General features: G+C 72.3%; 14 protein-coding genes. 11 read left to right on the top strand and 3 right to left on the bottom strand.

Annotation, left to right across the window (positions count from 1 at the left end; genetic code table 11):
- The first annotated feature begins 34 nt into the window (after nucleotides 1–34).
- The 8 genes from SALPAC4_RS0101830 (at nucleotide 35) to SALPAC4_RS0101795 (ending at nucleotide 9,973) form a co-directional block, all read left to right on the top strand.
- Entirely contained in the window at nucleotides 35–817 is a 783-nt protein-coding gene (locus SALPAC4_RS0101830; protein ID WP_027644618.1) for a hypothetical protein, read from the top strand.
- Nucleotides 814–2,400 carry a DNA polymerase Y family protein gene (locus SALPAC4_RS0101825; protein ID WP_019868916.1) on the top strand — a complete coding sequence of 529 codons (1,587 nt, stop codon included), beginning with the start codon at nucleotides 814–816 and terminating at the stop codon, nucleotides 2,398–2,400. Before SALPAC4_RS0101830 ends, SALPAC4_RS0101825 begins: the two co-directional genes overlap by 4 nt.
- A 54-nt stretch (nucleotides 2,401–2,454) precedes the next feature.
- The gene (locus tag SALPAC4_RS0101820) at nucleotides 2,455–5,829 is read left to right on the top strand and encodes an error-prone DNA polymerase (protein WP_019868915.1); all 3,375 of its coding nucleotides are present in this window, start codon (nucleotides 2,455–2,457) and stop codon (nucleotides 5,827–5,829) included.
- A gap of 97 nt (nucleotides 5,830–5,926) precedes the next feature.
- The gene (locus tag SALPAC4_RS0101815; protein ID WP_019868914.1) at nucleotides 5,927–6,106 is read left to right on the top strand and encodes a hypothetical protein; all 180 of its coding nucleotides are present in this window, start codon (nucleotides 5,927–5,929) and stop codon (nucleotides 6,104–6,106) included.
- Between the two features lie 30 nt (nucleotides 6,107–6,136).
- Nucleotides 6,137–6,907, top strand: coding sequence for a class I SAM-dependent methyltransferase (locus tag SALPAC4_RS0101810; protein WP_019868913.1), 771 nt, complete (start codon nucleotides 6,137–6,139; stop codon nucleotides 6,905–6,907).
- Nucleotides 6,904–8,142, top strand: a complete 1,239-nt coding sequence (locus SALPAC4_RS0101805; RefSeq protein ID WP_019868912.1) for an alkaline phosphatase family protein — start codon at nucleotides 6,904–6,906, stop codon at nucleotides 8,140–8,142. The genes SALPAC4_RS0101810 and SALPAC4_RS0101805 overlap by 4 nt, the downstream gene beginning before the upstream one ends.
- Before the next feature lie 61 nt (nucleotides 8,143–8,203).
- Nucleotides 8,204–9,463, top strand: a complete 1,260-nt coding sequence (locus tag SALPAC4_RS0101800; RefSeq protein WP_027644620.1) for a DNA polymerase IV — start codon at nucleotides 8,204–8,206, stop codon at nucleotides 9,461–9,463.
- A gap of 114 nt (nucleotides 9,464–9,577) precedes the next feature.
- On the top strand, nucleotides 9,578–9,973 hold the full coding sequence (locus SALPAC4_RS0101795; protein ID WP_018730718.1) for a DUF3040 domain-containing protein: 396 nt from the start codon (nucleotides 9,578–9,580) through the stop codon (nucleotides 9,971–9,973).
- Between the two features lie 52 nt (nucleotides 9,974–10,025).
- Here SALPAC4_RS0101795 and SALPAC4_RS0101790 read toward each other — a convergent pair whose 3' ends face one another.
- From SALPAC4_RS0101790 to SALPAC4_RS0101780, 3 genes are read right to left on the bottom strand one after another with little or no spacing between them, the layout of a single operon-like run.
- Nucleotides 10,026–12,482, bottom strand: coding sequence for a transglutaminase family protein (locus SALPAC4_RS0101790; protein ID WP_019868910.1), 2,457 nt, complete (start codon nucleotides 12,480–12,482; stop codon nucleotides 10,026–10,028).
- Between the two features lie 16 nt (nucleotides 12,483–12,498).
- Nucleotides 12,499–13,794, bottom strand: a complete 1,296-nt coding sequence (locus SALPAC4_RS0101785; RefSeq protein WP_019868909.1) for a DUF58 domain-containing protein — start codon at nucleotides 13,792–13,794, stop codon at nucleotides 12,499–12,501.
- A gap of 1 nt (nucleotide 13,795) precedes the next feature.
- Complete coding sequence (locus SALPAC4_RS0101780) at nucleotides 13,796–14,848, bottom strand: AAA family ATPase (protein ID WP_019868908.1); 1,053 nt, start codon at nucleotides 14,846–14,848, stop codon at nucleotides 13,796–13,798.
- Nucleotides 14,849–15,185: 337 nt separating this feature from the next.
- Here SALPAC4_RS0101780 and mbhE point away from each other — a divergent pair, with 337 nt between their 5' ends.
- The 3 genes from mbhE to SALPAC4_RS0101765 are packed head-to-tail and all read left to right on the top strand — an operon-like array spanning nucleotide 15,186 to nucleotide 19,719.
- Nucleotides 15,186–17,936, top strand: coding sequence for a hydrogen gas-evolving membrane-bound hydrogenase subunit E (mbhE, locus tag SALPAC4_RS0101775; RefSeq protein ID WP_019868906.1), 2,751 nt, complete (start codon nucleotides 15,186–15,188; stop codon nucleotides 17,934–17,936).
- Nucleotides 17,933–18,256, top strand: a complete 324-nt coding sequence (locus tag SALPAC4_RS0101770; protein WP_018730724.1) for a sodium:proton antiporter — start codon at nucleotides 17,933–17,935, stop codon at nucleotides 18,254–18,256. The genes mbhE and SALPAC4_RS0101770 overlap by 4 nt, the downstream gene beginning before the upstream one ends.
- Nucleotides 18,235–19,719, top strand: coding sequence for a monovalent cation/H+ antiporter subunit D family protein (locus SALPAC4_RS0101765; RefSeq protein WP_019868905.1), 1,485 nt, complete (start codon nucleotides 18,235–18,237; stop codon nucleotides 19,717–19,719). Before SALPAC4_RS0101770 ends, SALPAC4_RS0101765 begins: the two co-directional genes overlap by 22 nt.
- Nucleotide 19,720: the final 1 nt, after the last annotated feature.

Genomic DNA, 19,720 nt, shown 5'->3' with positions numbered 1-19,720 from the left:
CATCAGCACGACAGCACGACAGGGGGTAGGTCCGATGGCGGGCCGCATGGTGGTCGGTTCCGCCGCGTTGGCGGGTCTGGTGCGTTCGGCGAGTGCGCCGGATCTGATCAAGGAGCAGCGGGTGCTGCCGGTGGCCCCCGAGTTGACCGGCCTGCTGCCCAACCGGGGGCTACGCCGCGGCAGCACGATTTCGGTCGCCGCTGGCCAGCCCCGGCGCAGCGGCGCCACCTCCCTGGTCCTGGCGCTGCTCGCCGAGGCGTCCCGGGCCGGCTCGTGGTGCGCCGTGGTCGGGGTGCCGACCTTCGGGGCGGTCGCCGCCGCCGAGTTCGGGATCGCCCTGGACCGGCTCGCCCTCGTGCCGAATCCGGGGCCCGAGTGGGCCACCGTCGTCGCCACGCTGATCGACGGGGTGGATGTCGTGGTCGCCGCCGTCCCGGCCACAGCGTCCACATCGATCGCCAGCCGGCTGGCGGCTCGGGCCCGGCAACGGGGCAGCGTCCTCGTCCCGTACGGACGGTGGGACGGTGCCGACCTGACCCTTCAGGTGACCCGGGGAGTCTGGCAGGGAATCGGGCTCGGCCGGGGCCGGCTGCGGCGGCGGGAGGTCACCGTGGTGGCGCGGGGGCGGGGCGCCGCCACCCGTCCCCGGGAGGTGACGATCTGGCTGCCCGGTGCTGGTTCAACCCAGGTGGTTCCGGATTCGACCCGTGGTACCCGGGCGGCTTCGCCCACTGGGCGTTCCGGTGCCGGCCGACTCCGCGCGGTGTCACCGGCCACCGACGCGCCCAGGCCGCTCACCCTGGCCGGTTCGGCATGACCGGGCTCCGCACGATGGTGCTCTGGTGCCCGGACTGGCCGGTGGTCGCTGCTGAGCTGGGGGAGGGAGTGTCCGCCACCGACCCGGTCGCGGTACTGCACGCCAATCGGGTGGTCGCCTGCTCCGAGTCGGCCCGGGCCGAGGGAGTGCGTCGAGGATTACGGCGGCGGGAGGCGCAGAGTCGATGCCCCAGACTCACCGTCCTCGCCCACGATCCGGCCCGGGATACCCGGGTGTTCGAGCCGGTGGTGGCCGCAGTCGAGGAGTTGGTGGCCGGGGTGGCGGTGGTTCGCCCCGGGATGTGCGCGATACCGGCCCGGGGCCCGGCCCGCCACCTCGGCGGTGAGGAGGTGGCGGCGGAGCGAATCATCGAGCACGTCGCCCAGGCCTGTGCGGTGGAGAGTCAGGTCGGCATCGCTGACGGGGAGTTCGCCGCCGGGCTGGCTGCCCGCAGTGGCCGGGTGGTCCCCCCGGGCGGGACGCCGCGGTTCCTCGCCGACCAGCCGGTCGAGGCACTCGGCCGACCGGCCCTGGCCGACCTGCTGCGTCGGCTCGGGATCTGCGCCCTCGGCGACTTCGCCGCGCTGTCCCCCGGCGACGTGCTGGCCCGATTCGGCGCCGACGGTGCGCTGGCCCACCGGTTGGCCCTGGGCCGGGACCATCGCCCGCTCGCGGTTCGGCGGCCTCCGGTGGATCTGACGGTCACCGCGGACCAGGACGAACCGCTGGACCGGGTTGACGCGGCGGCCTTCGTCGCCCGCGCACTGGCCGAGCGGCTGCACGACCGCCTCGCCGCGTACGGGCTGGCCTGCACCCGCCTCGGTATTGAGGCGGTGACCGCGCACGGTCAGGAACTGCACCGAACCTGGCGGCACGACGGTCTGCTCACCGCCGCTGCCATCGCCGACCGGACGCGGTGGCAGCTCGACGGGTGGCTCTCCGGCGGCCGGTTGGGTGCCGAACCGGTGCGGCCCACCGCCGGCATCGTCCGGCTACGGCTGGTGCCCGACGGGGTGGTCGCGCTGGGGGGCCTACAGCCCGGCCTGTGGGGGGAGGCGGGGGAGGAGCGGGACCGGGCGCATCGGGCGTTGAGCCGGATCCAGGGTCTCCTTGGCCCCGAGGCGGTGGTCACCGCGGTACTCGGCGGTGGGCGTTCCCCGGCCGACCAGGTGCGCCTGGTGCCGTGGGGCGATGAACGCCGGTCGGCCCGCCCCGGGCCCCCCACGTCGGAGTGGTTGCCGGGCCGGCCGGGGGAGCCGCCGTGGCCGGGCCGGCTTCCACCGCCGGCGCCAGCGGTGGTGCTTCCCGAGCCGCTGGCCGCTGCCGTGCAGGACGCCGTTGAGGAGCCCGTCGTGGTCAGCGCACGTCTGGCGGTGAGTGCGGCACCGGCGTGGCTCACCATCGGGGTCGGCCAGCCGGTGGCGATCACCGGATGGACTGGTCCGTGGCCGGTTGACGAGCGGTGGTGGGAACCGGCGGAGGCCCGGCGGCGGGCCCGGTTCCAGGTCTGCCTCGCCGATGGTGCCGCCCTGCTGCTCGCGGTTGAGGGGGGCCGGTGGCTGGTGGAGGCGAGCTATGACTGATCTCTGTGGCGCAGGGGGGACACCGATGAGTCTCAGTGGCGCAGGCGGCCACCGATGAGCTTCCACAACCCGGACCTGCCGTGGTCGGAGCTGGAGCGGGTGCTCAGCGGCGAATCCACCCGGGGGCAACGTCGTACTCGCGACGGCGAGCGGCATCTGCACGTGGTGGACCCGCTGGCGGTGGAGGCCGACGGCGGCGATGCCCCCGCGCGGGCCGGTCGGCGTCCGTACCATCCGCCGCCCGCGACGGCCCGCCCGGATGATGTGGTGCCGTATGCCGAGCTGCACACGCACACCAACTTCAGCTTCCTCGACGGTGCCAGCCACCCGGAGGAACTGGCCGAGGAGGCCGTCCGGCTGGGGCTCACCGCGCTCGCGGTGACCGACCACGACGGCTTCTACGGCGTGGTGCGCTTCGCCGAGGCGGCGCGTGCCCTGCACCTGCCGACGGTCTTCGGTGCGGAGCTCTCCCTCGACCTGCCGGGTGCGCCCAACGGCGAGCCGGACCCGCTCGGGCGGCACCTGTTGCTGCTCGCCCACGGCCACGAGGGGTACGCCCGGTTGGCCGCCACCATCTCCCGGGCCCAGCTGCGCGGTGGCGAGAAGGGCCGTCCGGTCTACGGGGAGTTGGCGGAGGTCGCGGCCGAGTTGCGGGACCACGTGCTGGTGCTCACCGGTTGCCGCAAGGGCCACGTGCCGGCCGCGCTGCTCACCGAGGGAGTCGACGCGGCGGCCCGGGAGCTGGATCAGCTGACCGCGCTGTTTGGCGCGGAGATGGTCGCGGTGGAGTTGACCGACCACGGCCACCCGGTTGACACCGACCGCAACGACGCCCTCGCCGAGCTGGCGGAGGCCGCCGGGCTACCGACAGTGGCCACTAACAACGTGCACTACGCCACTCCGGGACGGCGTCGGCTGGCCACCACCCTCGCCGCGGTCCGGGCCCGGCGCAGCCTGGACGAGATCGATGGCTGGCTACCCGCTGCCGGCACCGCCCACCTGCGCAGCGGTGCCGAGATGGCGGCTCGGTTCGCCGCCTATCCGGGGGCTGTGGCCCGAGCCGCCGAGTTTGGTGCGGAACTCGCTTTCGACCTGCAGCTCGTCGCCCCGGCGCTACCGGCGTATCCGGTGGCCTCCGGGCACACCGAGATGAGCTGGCTGCGTCATCTCACGGCGCGGGGGGCACGCGAGCGCTACGGCCCACCGGAGGCGCACCCCGAGGCGTACGCGCAGCTTGAACATGAGCTGAACATGATCGAGAAGCTGGGCTTCTCCGGCTACTTCCTGGTGGTCTACGACATCGTCACGTTCTGCCGTGAGCAGGACATCTACTGCCAGGGCCGGGGGTCGGCGGCGAACTCGGCGGTCTGCTACGCGTTACGGATCACCAATGTTGACGCGGTCCGTCACCGGCTGCTCTTCGAGCGTTTCCTCGCCCCGGAGCGGGATGGGCCACCGGACATTGACGTGGACATCGAGTCCTCCCGGCGGGAGGAGGTGATCCAACACGTCTACGCCCGGTACGGGCGGGAGCACACCGCTCAGGTCGCCAACGTCATCTCGTACCGGCCCCGGTCGGCGGTGCGGGACGTGGCGAAGGCGTTTGGATTCTCCCCCGGCCAGCAGGATGCCTGGAGCAAACAGATCGATCGGTGGGGTTCGGTCGCCGCGGTCGATGTCGAGGGCATCCCCGAGTCGGTGGTGGCGTACGCCGACGCGGTGCAGACCTTTCCCCGGCATCTGGGCATCCACTCCGGTGGCATGGTGATCTGCGACCGGCCGGTGATCGAGGTGTGCCCGGTGGAGTGGGGGCGGATGCCCGGCCGGAGCGTGCTCCAGTGGGACAAGGATGACTGTGCCGCCGTCGGTTTGGTCAAGTTCGACCTGCTCGGCCTCGGCATGCTCGCCGCGTTGCACGACGGCTACGACCTGATCGGGGCGCGGCTCGAGCTGGGCGACATGACCCTGGACGACGACGAGGTTTACGACATGCTTTGCCGGGCCGACTCGGTCGGGGTGTTCCAGGTGGAGAGCCGCGCCCAGATGGCCACCCTGCCCCGGCTCAAGCCCCGCTGCTTCTACGACCTGGTGGTGGAGGTGGCGTTGATCCGGCCGGGCCCGATCCAGGGCGGCTCGGTGCATCCGTACATCCGGCGTAAGAACGGCCAGGAGCCGGTCACCTTCCCGCATCCGCTGATGCGCAACGCGCTGGAGAAGACCTTGGGCGTGCCGCTGTTCCAGGAGCAGCTCATGCAGCTCGCCATCGACCTGGCCGGCTTCGACGCGGCCGAGGCGGACCAGCTGCGTCGGGCGATGGGGGCCAAGCGGTCGGCGGAGCGGATGGCCCGGATCGCCGATCGGCTCTATGCCGGTATGGCCGAGCGGGGCATCACCGGTGAGCTGGCCGACGATGTCTACCGCAAGCTCACCGCGTTCGCCAGCTACGGCTTCCCGGAGAGCCACGCGATGAGCTTCGCCTACCTGGTCTACGCCAGCTCCTGGCTCAAGCGGTACCACCCGGCACCGTTCCTGGCCGCCCTGCTTAACGCCCAACCGATGGGGTTCTACTCGCCGCAGACCCTGGTGGATGACGCTCGTCGGCACGGGGTGGAGGTCCGCCGGCCGGATGTCAACGCCAGCGGTGCCGGGGCGGTCCTGGAGTCCACCCCGAACACCCGGTGGGGAAGTCAGCCGGGGGAGCCGCCGCACGAGTGGGGGCTGGGCGGTCCGGCGGTCCGGCTCGGGCTGGGCAGCGTGCGTACGCTCGGCGTGGAGGTGGCCGAGCGGATCGAGACCGAGCGGGCAGCACGCGGGCCGTATCGGGACATGTCAGATCTGGCTCGGCGGGTGGGCCTGACCGCCGCGCAACTGGAGGCGCTGGCCACCGCGGATGCCTTCGCGTGTTTCGGCGTGACCCGACGGCAGGCGCTCTGGAGCGCCGGGGCGGCAGCCCAGGAACATCCCGACCGCCTGCCCGGTACCGTGCCCGGCACGGTAGCGCCGACGCTGCCCGGGATGGCGGCGGTCGATCGTCTCGTCGCGGATGTCTGGGCGACCGGGCTGTCGCCGGAGAGCCATCCGGCCCGGTTCGTCCGGGACCAGCTCGACGCCCTGGGGGCGGTGCCGATCGCCCGGCTGGCGCGGGTGGAGCCCGGCCGGCGGGTTCGGGTCGGTGGGATCGTCACCCATCGGCAGCGTCCGGCAACCGCGGGCGGGGTCACCTTCCTCAACCTGGAGGACGAGACGGGGATGCTCAATGTCACCTGTTCCCCCGGGTTGTGGCAGCGCTATCGGCAGGTGGCGAAGAACAGCGGAGGGCTGGTGGTCCGGGGCCTCCTCCGCCGACACGAGGGGGTGATCAATCTCACCGCTGACCGGCTGGACCCGATTGAACTCCAGGTTCGGCAGCCCGCCCGCGACTTTCGGTGATCGTCAAGTGATTCGGGTTACGGTTTTTCGCTTCGGGCGGCGGGAGACTCCTGCCCGCGTTGGCAACGTGGCCCGCGCGGTACGAGGGGACGAACCGATGACGGGGAATCGCGCCTACAACGGTGGGGTGGCCAACACGACCCGGACCCGGCTCGGCGCCGGGTGGGTGCCCACCCATCACGCCGAGGCCCGGGAGTACGAGATCACCGAGGGGCCGGTGGCGAACTCGGTGCGTTCGCGGCACGAGGAGGAAGCCGTCACCGGCGGCGAATCCTGACCCTGCCAGCCGTTCCGCACGGGACTGGACGTGGTGACTAGGCTGGTCGAGGTGGAGCAGACCCGAGGGCGGCTCGCTGGCCCGCCGCTGACCCCGCGTACCGCCGTCATCTGGTCGGTGCTGCGCGCCGAGCTGGACCGCCGTGCCGACGCCGACCTGACCGTACTCGACGTGGGTGGGGGCACCGGCGGCTTTGCGGTTCCCCTGGCCCAGGCTGGGCACCGGGTGACCGTCGTGGACGCCAATCCCGACGCGCTCGCCGCGCTGACCCGCCGCGCTACTGACGCCGGGGTCGCCGACCGGGTGCGCGCGGTGCAGGGCGACGGTGACGCGCTCGCCGGGCTCGTGGAGCCGGCCAGCGTGGACCTGGTGCTCTGCCACGCCGTCCTGGAGGTGGTTGACGACCCGGCGGCGGTGGTCGCCGCACTGGCCGGCGCGCTGCGCCCTGGCGGGGCCGCGAGCGCGCTGGTCGCCGGGCGGGCCGCCGCCGTGCTCGGTCGGGCGATGACCGGCCAGTTGGATGCCGCCGCACTACTCGCCGCCGGCTCCTCCGGAGCCGCCGGTCCCCGGGACACGCTGCGGCGGCGCTTCGCCGCCGATGAGGCGGCCGCGCTGCTCGCGGCCGCGGGTCTGGAGGTCGAGGAGATTCACGGCGTACGTGTCCTCACCGACCTGCTGCCCGCCGCGGTCGCCGACGGCCAGCCCGCCGCCCTGCTGGAGCTGGAGCTGGCGCTCGCCGCCCAACCGCCCTGGCGGGACCTCGCCGCCCAGCTACACCTGTTCGCCCGTCGGCGAGCATGACCGGCCCGCCGGAGCAGACCCGCCGGTCCGGCGCCGCGCCGCCGTGGTCCAGCGCCGGTTCGCCCGCCGCCGCTGACTTCGGGGCGAGCGATCCGTTTGGGATCATCGCCCCCCGGTACGGCACGGCGAGCCTCGCCGACATCCTGCCCGCCGCGCTCGCGGTGTTGGGGGTGCCCGGCGCGACCGACGTGCTCGGCCTGACCGCCGCGCTCGACGGCGTGCGCCGGATCGCTGTGCTGTTGGTGGACGGGCTCGGCTGGCATCAGATCCCCACCGCCACGCCGTACGCACCGAATCTGGCTGGGCTGGCCGTAACCGCCGGCCGGCCGCTCACCTCCGGCTTTCCGTCTACCACCCCGACCAGCCTGGTGACCCTGGGCACGGGCACTGCCCCCGGTGCCCACGGAGTGCTCGGGTTCACCCTGCGGGTTCCCGGCACCGACCAGGTGCTCAACCACATTGACTGGGCCGGCGACCCGGAGCCGCTGCGCTGGCAGCCTGTCCCCACCCAACTGGAGTGGGCCCGGGCTGCCGGCGTCCAGGCGACAGTGGTGAGCCGGCCCGAGTTCGGCGGCAGCGGCCTCACGCTGGCGGCCAATCGGGGCGGCGACTACCGGGGCGCGGCGGGCGTTGCCGAGCTGGGTCGGGAGATGCTGGCCGCGCTGACGGCCGGGCCCGGGCCCGCCCTGGTCTCTGGCTACCATCCGGACCTCGATCGGCACGGCCATTTCAGCGGGGTCGACTCGGCGCCCTGGCGCGCCGCCGCGGCCGATGTCGACCGGTTGCTGGCTCGTCTCGTGGAAGGGCTGCCGTCGGACGCGGCGTTGCTGGTCACCGCCGACCACGGTCAGCTTGACATTCCCGCCGAGCACCGGTTCGACCTGGACACCGACTCGCGCCTGCGCGCCGGCGTGACGGTGGTGGCCGGCGAGCCCCGAGTTCGCTACCTGCACGTGCGGCCCGGTGCCCAGGACGACGTGGTGGCCACCTGGTCGGCCGTGCTCGGCGCTGCTGCCCGGGTCACCACCCGGGCGGAGCTGGTGGCAGCTGGCTGGTTCGGCCCGGTGCCCGAGGAGCACCTGGGCCGGATCGGGGACGTGGTGGTGCTCTGCAACGGCAGCTACGCCGTGCTGGCCACGCGGTCCGAGCCGCCGATGGCGAGTCGGCTGGTGGCGTACCACGGTTCGGACACCGCGGTCGAAATGACGATCCCACTGCTGGTGGTCCGGGGCTGAGCTGCGGGTCCGCTGTCGCGCCGCTGGCCAGGGCGGGGACACCCGCACTAGCCTTCCGGGTATGGGCCGCAGCCAGTCGTTGCCACGCGGCGGCGACCCACGTTTCGGGCCGGACGCCGATGACTCCGGATGTCGAGTGCTGCACGTTGACATGGACGCGTTCTTCGCCGCTGTCGAGGTGCACCGCCGGCCGGAGCTGCGCGGGCGGCCGGTCGTGGTCGGCGGGCTCGGGCCGCGGGGGGTGGTCAGCTCGGCGAGCTACCCGGCCCGACGGTACGGCATCCACAGCGCGATGCCGACCGCGCGAGCCCGGGCACTCTGCCCGCACGCGGTCTTCCTGGCACCCGATTTCACCGCCTACACGACCGCCTCGCGCCGGGTTATGCAGATCTTCCGGGATGTCACCCCGCTGGTGGAGCCGCTCTCCCTGGACGAGGCCTTCCTGGACGTGACCGGCGCCCAGCGGCTGTTCGGCCCGCCGTCGGCGATCGCCCAACTGATCCGTGAGCGGGTGGCGACCGAGGTGGGGCTCACCTGCTCGGTCGGGGTGGCGTCGAGCAAGTTCGTCGCGAAGCTCGGCTCGACCCGGGCCAAACCGGACGGGCTGCTGGTGGTTCCGATCGCGCGGGTGCTCGATTTCCTGCATCCGCTGCCGGTGGAGGCGCTCTGGGGGGTTGGGGAGCGGTCGGCCGAGACGCTGCGCCGGCTCGGCCTGGTCACCGTCGGTGAGCTGGCACGGGCGCCGGACGGGATGCTCCGGCAGGCGCTCGGTACTGCCGCGGCTCGGCACCTGCACGAGCTGGCGTGGGGGCGAGACCCGCGGCGGGTCACCCCGGAACGGGGGGAGAAGTCGGTCGGTGCGGAGGTGACGTTCGACGTTGACGTGACTGATCGGCGGGAGATCCGCCGGGCTCTGCTCGGGCTCGCCGAGAAGGTCGGTGCCCGGCTGCGCCACTCCGGCCAGGTGGGGCGGACGGTGGCGCTGAAGGTGCGGCTGGCCGATTTCCGTACCGTCAGCCGCTCCCGTAGTCTCGATGTTCCGACCGATGTTGGTCGGGAGATGTTCGACACCGCCTGGGCGCTTTACACCCTACTCGACCCTGGGGAACCGATTCGGCTGGTCGGCATCCGGGTCGAGCAGATCATGCCCGTCCGGGACGCACCTCGGCAGCTCGTCCTCGGTGAGCCTGCGCGGGGATGGCGGGAAGCCGAACGCGCCGTTGACGCCGCCGCGGCCCGTTTCGGACGGTCCGTCATCGGTCCAGCCAGCCTGTTGCGCGCCCGTGACCAGCACCTGAGGGAAAATCAGCGCCGGCCATAGGTCGTCCCGCTTTCCGACGCGCGAGGGCCCTCGTAGACTTGCGGGTAAGCAGCTGGTTGGCTGCCACGGTCTGTCGGCCGCCCGGGCCGACCAACGTGACCGGGGAGGAGTGCCGTGCCGCTCTCGGAGCACGAGCAGCGGCTGTTCGATCAGATCGAGCGGTCGCTTGCCGAGGACCCTAAGTTCGCCTCGGCCGTGCGCGCCAGCGACCCGCGTTTCCACGCGCGGCGTCGTCTGCTCATCGCTGCCGGCGTGGTCGTCGTCGGCCTGTCCCTGCTGGTTTACGGCGCGGTAATCAAGACCCCGCCACTAGCGGTGGCGGGTTTCGTCGTCATGTTGGCCGCGTTGGGCTTCGGGGCGCAGTCACACCGGCGGTCGCAGTCCCCCGACCTGCATGTCGTGGGTGGGACGACGACGCGCCGCCGGCCCCGTGGTCGGTCGGGTCGTCGACCGTCAATTCTGGACCGGATGGAGGACCGGTGGCGGCAGCGCCCAGAGGGGCGCCGTTGAGCCCTTGACCACACCCGCCCCAACCGGTCGTCGCCGGTTGGGGCGGGTGTGGTCAACGGGGGTGGCGGTCGGCGAACAGCCGACGCGGGCTCCAGCGTAGGGTCGCGGCCCGGAGCCGGCCGTAGGACGCCACCAGGCGGGCCGAGGCGTCTGCGACGGCGACCCGCCAACGCAGCAGCATCGACGGGGGCAGGACTGCCGCCAGCAGGCGCGTGCGGCGGTCGGATTCCGCCACGAGCGCGGCCCGGACCCGGCGCAGGGCCGGCAGCAGCGGTTCCCCGGGGTGCGGATCCGGGGCATAGCGGGCGAGTTCCTCGGCCCGGCCCAGCAGCCGTACCGCCGCTGTGGCCTCGCTGTCCGCCGGGAAGGTGTCTCGGGCGAGCCGGCTGGCGGTGGCGCGCGGGGTCTCCGCCCGGTTGATCCGTTGCCGGAAGTCCACCAACGTGTCCAGCAACTCGTCCCAGGCCGCGTGCGCGTCGGCCCGAGCCCGGTCCGCGTCGGCCAGCACCACCATGCGCTGGTCGCCGGAGGACATTCCGCCCGTGGCTACCCCCGCCGGCACGGCCGAGGGCATCCGTCTGCCACTGCGCCGTCGGCGTAGGGCGGACCGCTGCACCGCCGGGGCGGAAGACAGCACGAGCAGGGCCAGCGCCCCGATCGCCCACCAGAGCCAGGATGACCCGGGCCGGGTGGGGATGCCGGTGCTACCCGACTCCCCGGACAGCTCTTCCTCCAGCCCTTCGTCCAGCTGGTTCTGACCCGTCCCGGAACCCGAGTCCGTCGGTCCCGCTGTCGCGCTCGGTCCCGGGGCAACCTCCTCCTCCACCTCAAGATCGGGGGCCCAGTCGGACCGGATGGACCCCGGCACGCCGTACGCGGGAGTGGCATCGAACGGAACCCAGCCGAACCCGTCGAAGTAGACCTCGGTCCAGGCATGCAGATTACGGTTGGTCAGTACGTAGGTGTCACCGTCGGATTTGTTGCCGGTGGTGAACCCGAAGGCGACCCGAGCCGGAATGTCGGCGGCCCGAACCAACCACGCCATCGCGGCGGCGTACTGCTGACAGAACCCGACCTTGTTGGCGAGGAAGTCGACGATTTCCTGACCGCTGGTGCCCCCCTCGGTGCTGAGGGCGTAGCTGAACCCGTTCTCGGTGGCGAAGTGGTCATAGATGGCCCGTACCTTGTCGTACTCGGTGCCTTGGTCCTGGGTGAGCTCCTGCACCAGCTCCTCCACCGCGGGCACCGTCGGCGTGGCTGTCTGCCGGCGGAGGCCGTGCTCGGCCGGGAGCGGGCGGGCCTGCCGCAAGGCCGTCGGGGAGTAGGTCGACTGCACGTACTCGAACTCGTAGCGCTTGCCCGCCGAATGCTCCCGATTGGAGAAGACGACCTGTTGGTACGGGTCGTAGGACCATCTGCCGTTCAGGTTCAACCGCGCCAGCTCGGCGTACACCGGCAGCAGCGGCATGTCGAAACTCTCCGTCACCTCCACCGTCGCCTGGTAGCGGGCGCGGGTGATTCCCTCCCGGTCTGGCACGGTCGGGTTGAACTCCCGGTTGGCCGACGGGCCACTGAGAGACCGTGGCCGGAAGCCGTCGCTGCGCAACTGGTCGGCAGTGCCGAACCGGAGGTAGGCGGGGGACGGCGCATTGGTGGTCACCTTCACCAGGTCAGTGATCTCGCCCTGGTTGAGCTGGCCCTGCAGGGCCGAGAAGAGGTCAACCTGGCCGGTTGTACCCCGGCCCGCTCCACCTGCGCCCTCCCCGCTACCCGAGCCGAATCTGTCGAGTAGGTCGCCGGTCATCCCCGGCACCGCCAGCGGCAGCAGGACCGCGACCGCGACCCCCACCGCCGCGAGCCGGCGACCGGCGGCGGCAAGCGGGGAGTTCTCCCACCCTTCCACCCCCCGGCCGTCGCCGGTGAAACGCCGGCCGAACCGCCGGACCCGGTCGACGTTGTCGGCGGCCAGCAGCCACAGGTAACCGGCCGCGCCGATGACGAACGGCAGCGGCGGGACACTGTCCACGTAGATGGCCACCGGGACCGAGTAGATGGCCAGCATCGGCAGGCCGGCGAGCGCGGGCCGGCGCAGCCCGACCGTCAGCAGATCAACCAGCACGGCGACCCCGCCGATGCCGAGCACCGTGAGGAAGAGCATCGGGTCGGTGTCGGGCACCTTCACGCGGTAGGTGCGCATGTCTACCAGTGACGCTTCCGCCAGCGCCCCGAAGTGCCCGATGGTGGCCGGGGTCGGCACCACGCCCAGCAACTCGGCACCGGAGGGGAAGAGCCACGTCAGAGCGAGTAACAGGCCACCGAGCATGGCCAGCACCTGTCCCCACCGCGGGGCCCGCCCCAGCCGGGCCAGGGCGGCCACCGCGGCCACCATCGCGACCGCCATGGTCGACTGGACTAGCCAGGTCCAGCGGTCGAAGACGGCCGACAACGGCGCCGCGGCGAGCAGTGTCGCGGCGGCAGCGACCAGGCCGAGGTTCCGGTGGGAGATCATGCGTGCGGCCTCCGGTTCATCGTCTGCTCGCCACGGTCTCGGCCGACGCGGCCCGAACGGCGAAGCCCTGCGAGCCCCGGCCGGCCTGCGGCCACAGGACCGGCAACCGGGAGCCGTGGTCTACGCCGATCACCCGCCAGCCACCTCGTACCAGCGCGAGCGCGGCGGTGGCGTACGCGTCGTCGGCCTCGGCCCGGGCATTGTCCGGCAGGGTGAGCCAGGTGGAGCTGTTCTGTAACAACGCCACGCAGGTGGTGCCGTTGCCACGGAGCGCGGCCAGCAGTTCTGCCTCAACGGTGCTCAGCGTCCCGAACAGACCGATGATCAGACCGCCGGTGACGTGTTGCCGAGCCGCCCGGACCAGCGTGGCGATCTCAGTCCCCTGGTCGAGGCGTGCGTCGGCGAGGTTATCCAGGAGGAGTCCGTGCCCGGTCGCCTCCGTCGCGTCGATGTCCGTACCGGAGCCGGTGAGCAGCCGCAGCCGATAGCCGCTCTGGCGCAGGTGCACGGCGATGCTCGCGGCGGCGGAGACCGCCCACTCGAAGCTGGCCGTGGGCCCGTCACCGCAGTGCCCGTACGCCCGGGTGTCCAGCAGCACGGTGGCGCGGCTCTCCCAGGGCTGCTCCTCGCGCCGGACCATCAGCTCACCGGTGCGCGCGGTTGACTTCCAGTGCACCCGCCGTAGGTCGTCGCCCAGCCGGTACTCCCGGGTCGCCGCGTCGTCCTCGCCGTGCACCGCGACCGACCGGGCCCGGCTGTCGCCACTGCCCGCGTACTCGCTGGGAAGCCGGACCGTGGGCAGGGGAGTGGCCTGCGGGACCACCGTCAACTGGTCGGTGCCGGGGAAGGCCCGGGTTACCTCGCACAGACCGAACGGGTCGGCTATCCGGACCGTCAGTGGGCCGATCTTGTATCGGCCGCGTACGTCGGCCCGCACCGTGTACGCCACCGAGCTGGCCTGCTGCGCGCCGAGCCGGTCCAGCACGACCCGGGGCCGGCTGCCCAGTGCGTACGGCAGCCGGTCCTCCAGCAGGAGCGTTCCGGTGGGCAGGCGGGACAGGTTCTGTAGGCGCAGCACCACCCGGGAGCTGGCGCCGGCGGGTACGCGCGCTGGCTCCAGCGAGCGATTGCAGGCCAGCTTGTACCGGCTGCGGCCGACGTAGAGCGCTGCCAACAGCGGCAGGACCGTGAGCAGTACCGCGACCCGGAGCAGGTCCCGCTCACCGAGGATGGTGGCCGAGATCCCCGCCGCGACCGCCGCGGCGAGGAACGACCGGCCCCGCGTGGTCAGCCCGCGTAGCCCGTCGCGCACCTCACGCCCTCCGCGGCTCGTACGGGGCGCGGGCGCTGTCGGTGACGGGCCGGGTGTCGTACGAGGAACGCCGGCGCTCCTGCGGCAGCGGCAGCCGGTGCACCAGATCGGAGACGATCGTGTCGGTGGTGCGTCGGGCCAGCTGGGCGTCGGCGGTCGGGATGATCCGGTGCGCCAGCACCGGTACGGCCAGTACCTGCAGATCGTCGGGGAGGACGTAGTCGCGTCCCTCGAGCGCGGCGACCGCGCGCGCGGTGCGCAGCAACTGGAGGGTCGCGCGGGGCGACGCGCCGAGGCGGAGGTCGGGGGCCTCTCGGGTGGCGGTGACCAGCTCCACCGCGTACCGCTTGACGGCGTCGGCGACGTGAATCTGCCGGACGTGGGTGATGAGTCGGTTGACGGTGCTGGCATCGGAGACCGGCCGTAGCGACTCCAGCGGGTCACTGGCCCCGTGCCCGTCGAGCATCGCCAGCTCGGCCCCGGCATCCGGGTACCCCATCGCGATCCGGGCGGTGAAGCGGTCGCGCTGGGCCTCCGGCAGCGGGTACGTGCCCTCCATCTCGATCGGGTTCTGGGTGGCGACCACCATGAATGGCGTCTGCAGCGGGTAGGTCACGCCATCCACGGTGACCTGCCGCTCCTCCATGCACTCCAGCAGCGCTGACTGGGTCTTCGGCGAGGCTCGGTTGATCTCGTCGCCGACCACCAGGTTGGCGAAGACCGCGCCGGGGCGGAACTCGAAGTCGTGCGTCTCCTGGTTGTAGACGCTGACCCCGGTGACGTCGCTGGGCAGCAGGTCGGGGGTGAACTGGATGCGGCGTACCGAGCAGTCGATCGAGCGCGCCAGCGCCTTGGCCAGCTTGGTCTTGCCGACTCCGGGTACGTCCTCAATGAGTAGGTGGCCCTCGGCGAGCAGAACGGCGAGGGCGAGCTGCACGGTGGCGGTCTTGCCCTCGATGACCTGTTCGATGTTCGCCACGATGGCGTCCCCGGCGGCGCGGAACTCATCGTGTGGCAGCAGACCGCCCACCTCGTCCCGGGTCTGTTGGGTCACGGACGTCCTCCTCGTCGCCTCGACGGCGGCTCCGTTCGGAGCGGCTGAACCGCCGTTGGTTCGCGTGGTCACGCGCAAACCTCGTCTGCCGCTGAAATCTCACTGGCCTCTCAGGCTAGCGATGTTTGTCACCGGAGCCGACCGCCACCGGTGTTCCATCACATACGTCCGGATTATTCGTCCGTCGGTGGAGGTGTCGAAGGACGCCGAACGGGTAGTCCGCAGCCCCGACGCGGTCGGTGGAGTGACGCGGTCGGTGGAGTAGGGAGAAGGCGATGGCGGCCGTGGCGGTGCCGGGTGCTCGTGGGCGACGCCGGCCCGGCTGCTGCGGGCCGGCATGATTCTCGCTGTCGTCCTCGGCGGGCAGTTCCTCCTCGCCGCCGTGGCGCCGGTGCTGACCTGGTGGTTGGGGCGGAACGCCGGGTACGTGCTCGCCGTCGGCTACCTGACCGGGGCGGGCATGCTCCTCTCCCAGCGTCCCGCGCTCCTCGCCGACGAGGCGATCATCCTCAACTGGCCGTGGCTACCGTCGCTGGGGATCTCCGCGGAGCTGCGGATGGACGCGCTCAGTCTCATCTTCGCCCTGCTGGTGCTGGGAGTGGGCGCGTTCGTGATGGCGTACTGTCCGCGTTACCTGAGCCCGGGCAGCCGACACACCCGGGTGTACGTGACGATGACCCTCTTCGCCGGGGCGATGCTGGGTCTGGTGCTCGCCGACGACCTGCTGCTGCTGTTCGTCTTCTGGGAGCTGGCGAGCATCCTGTCGTTCGTCCTCATCGGGCAGGACGGTCGCTCGCAGGCTCGCGGGCCGGCGATCCAGGCCCTCGTCGTCACCACCACCGGTGGCGTGGCGCTGCTGGTGGCGGTGGTCGTGTTGATCGCGAGCTTCGGCACCAGCGATCTCCACCTGATCCTGGCCGATCCGGGCCGGCTGGCGACCGGACCCGCCTGGGCGGCGGGCGCCCTGGTGATCTTCGCGGCCATCACGAAGTCGGCGCAGGTGCCGTTCCACTTCTGGCTTCCCGGTGCCATGGTCGCCCTCACCCCAGTCAGCGCCTACCTGCACGCCGCCACGCTGGTGAAGGCGGGCATCTACCTGCTGATGCGCTTCTCGGCGCTGTTCGGCGGTCGGTGGCCCTGGGACCTCACGCTGATCGGCCTCGGGCTGCTCACCGCGATCGTCGGCGCGGTGTTGGCGCTCCGCCAACACGATCTCAAGGCCCTGCTCGCGTACTCCACGGTGAGCCAGCTCGGCCTGCTGGTCAGCGTCATCGGCGTCGGCACGCCCGCCTCGGACGCGGCGGCGATCCTGTACACGATCGCGCACGCCTTGTTCAAGGCGACGCTGTTCATGTTGGTGGGAATCATCGACCGCCAGGCGGGCAGCCGGGACATCCGGGCCCTCTCCGGGCTGCGGCGGTCGATGCCGATCACCGTGACGCTGACCGTGTTGGCGGCCATGTCGTTGGCCGGTCTGCCGCCGACGATCGGTTTCGTCGGCAAAGAGGCGATCTTCGAGGCGCTCGTAACGGTGGACGACGTGCCCTTGCTCGGGTGGGTCGCCGCCGGCTTGGCGGTGCTCGCCGCGACGCTCACCTTCGCGTACGCCGCGCGGCTGGTACACGGTGTCCTCTCCGGCCCGACCCGGCAGCGTGAGCTGCACGAACCGGCCTGGTCGTTCCTGGCACCGGCAGCTGTCGCGGCGCTCCTCGCCACCGCTCTCGGCCCCGTCGTCGCCCTCCTCAGCCCGATGGTGGAGCGGGCCGCCAGCGATGCCCGGCCTCAGGGGCCGGCGCCCTACCTGGCCTTCTGGCATGGCTTTACTCCGGCGCTCGGGCTCTCCGCGCTCACCGTCCTGCTCGGGACGCTGCTGTTCTGGTACCGGCGCCGGACCGATCCGGTGCTCGCGGCGATACCGACCACGCCTCCGTTCACCGGATACCTCGAGCGGTGGCGGCGTGCGTTGGTGCGCTTCGGGGCGGTCGTGGCCCGACCCGCACAGGTCACGGCCCCCGCCCCCTACCTGGCCCGGCCACTGCTCGCCGTGGTGGCGCTGGCGGCGGTCGCCGCGCTGCTCCTCGGCCCGCTACCCACCCGGCACCCAGATGCCACCCGGCCCGGGGACTGGCTCGTGCTCGTGCTGCTCCTGGTGACCCTCGCCGGCCTGGTCACCACCCGTTCGGCGCTCGCGGCGGTCGCGCTGACCGGTGCGGTCGGCCTGATCCTGGCAGTCTGGTTTCTCACCGCGGGGGCTCCGGACGTGGCGCTCACCCTGATGCTGGTCGAGGTGCTCACCACGGTGGTGGTCATGCTCGCCCTGCGGGGCCGGCCCGGCCGGTTGGTCGCGCCGGGCCGTCGGGTGGGGATCGTCGCCGGCATCGGGCTGGCAGTGCTCGCCGGGGTGGTGGCGACGGCGGCGACGGCGGCGTTGACCGGGCGCCGCGACCTGTCGCCCGCCGGCGACTGGTACCTGCGGGAGGCGTCCTCGGCGACCGGGGGGCAGAATCTGGTCAACACCATCCTCGTTGACGTCCGGGCCCTGGACACCCTCGGTGAGGCGGTCGTACTCGCGGTGGTCGCGGTTGGGCTGATCGGGCTCGCCCGGCCGGCCGGGGCCGTACCGAATCCTCCCGACGCGGTACGGCATGCCGTCGATCCGGTGCTCGAGCTGGCGTACCGCGTGCTGGCTCCGGTCATGCTCGTCGCGTCCGCGGTGTTGTTCCTCCGCGGCCACCAGGAGCTCGGGGGCGGGTTCATCGCCGCTCTGCTCGCCGGTACCGCGGTCGGACTCGGTCACCTGGCGCACCCGGCGGGAGCGCCGCTGCTGGGCCGGCTTCGGGGAGCGCCGCTGCTCACCGTCGGTCTGCTACTGGCGCTCGTCGCGGGCTTGGTGCCGCTGGCCGGGGGCCTTGCCTTTCTGGCCCCGGTCAAGTTCCCCCTGCCCGGCGTCGGTTCGGTGTCGTCGGCTCTCCTGTTCGACCTGGGTGTGTACCTGATGGTGCTGGCCCTGGTCGTGGCGGCGGTCCGCCGACTGGACAGCGCGCCCGCCGGTCCCGCGCCCGGGCCGGTTCGGGAGCGGGTCCGATGAGCGGGCCGCTGATCGTCGGGGTGCTGGTGGCGGCCGGCGTCTTCCTTCTGCTCCGCCCCGGGCAGCTGCGGCTGGTGCTCGGCTTCGTGCTGCTCGGGCACGCGGTGAACGTGCTCCTGCTGGCCGCTGGCGGCCTGCACCGGCGGGAGCCGCCGGTTGACGGCGGGGGCGCGGAGAGCGCCGACCCGCTGCCCCAGGCCTTCATCCTGACCGCGATTGTGATCACCTTCGGCATCACCGTCTACCTGCTGCGGCTGCTGCGCCGTGCCTCCCGGCGGGGGAGTCGACCACCGGAGACGTGGGATGGGGGGCCGCGGTGAGCATCCTGCTGATTGTTCCGGTGGCGGGCCCGCTCCTCGCCGCCGCCGTGCTGCTCGCTCTCCCCGACCGGCTGGTGCTGCGACGGGTGGTCGCGCTGCTCGCTACGGCGGCCGTCATCGCGGTGGGTGTCGTTCTGCTGGTGGCGACCTCCGACGGCGAGGTTCCGGTGTTCCGGGTCGGCGACTGGCCGCCGGTGGTCGCGATCACCCTGGCGGCCGACCCGCTGAGCGCGTTGCTGGTCACGGTCTCGGCGATGGTGGTGCTGGCCTGCCTGGTGGCTGCCGTCGGGACCGGTGATGACCGCCGGCAGGCCTTCCTGCCGCTGACGATGGTGCTGTCGGCGGGTGCGTACGGCGCCTACCTCACCACCGACCTGTTCAACCTGTTCGTGCTGGTCGAGGTCATGCTCGTTCCGTCCTACGTGCTGCTGGCGCTCTCCGGCGGACCCGGGCGGGCCGGCGCCGGCCGGGTGTACATCACCACCAGCCTGCTCGGCTCCACGATCCTGCTGGCCGGTGTCGGACTGCTCTACGGGGTTACCGGTACGGTCGGGCTCGCGGAGCTCGCCGGTGTGGCCCGGGAGGTCCCCGCCGCCGCAGTCGCCGGCGGTGTCGTGCTGCTGGCATTCGCGCTCAAGGGAGCGCTCGTGCCGCTGCACGACTGGCTGCCCCGCGCCTACCCGGTCGCGTCACCGGTGGTCGTCGCGCTCTTCTCCGGTCTGCTTACCAAGGTGGGGCTGTACGCGATCATCCGGATCTACGCCGTGTTGTACGGCGGTGACTCCGCGTATCACCCGTTGCTGGTGGCGGTGGCGCTGGCGTCCATGGTGATCGGGGTGCTCGGCGCGATCGGCGTCGGTTCGATGCGGAAGGTGTTGTCCTTCCACATGGTGAGCCAGATCGGGTACGTGCTGCTTGGGCTGGCCCTGTTCACCGCCGCGAGTCTCGCCGCCGCCATCTTCTACCTGGCCCAGTACGTGCTGGTGAAGGCGGCACTGTTCCTGTGCGCGGCGGCGGTGCGGTCCACCCGCGGTACCGACCGGTTGAGCCGGCTGGGTGGGCTGGCCTCGTCCAGCCCGCTGCTCGCGTTGGCCTTCGGCGTCGCCGCCCTGTCCCTGGCCGGGCTGCCCCCGTTCGGCGGGTTCCTCGCCAAGTTTCTGGTGCTGCGGGCCGCCAACGAGACCGGTGACTGGCTCGTGCTGACGGTGGCGGTGCTGGTCAGCCTGGTGACGCTGCTGTCGATGCTGAAGATCTGGGGGGTGGCGTTCTGGGGTGAGGCACCGCGGGCGGCCCGGGAAGGAACCGCCCGCCCCGGTCTGGCGCTGCTCGGACCGCCGTTGGCGCTCGGCGGGTGCGCGCTGCTGCTCGGGCCGTTGGGCGGGCCGCTGTTGCAGGTGGCCGACGCCGCCGCGGCGGGATTGCTGGAGCCGGCCGGGTACGTGCGGGCGGTGAGCGGACGATGAG

The organism is Salinispora oceanensis (assembly GCF_000383575.1).
Classification (GTDB): domain Bacteria; phylum Actinomycetota; class Actinomycetes; order Mycobacteriales; family Micromonosporaceae; genus Micromonospora; species Micromonospora oceanensis.
This window is presented reverse-complemented; position numbering and strand designations above follow the sequence as displayed.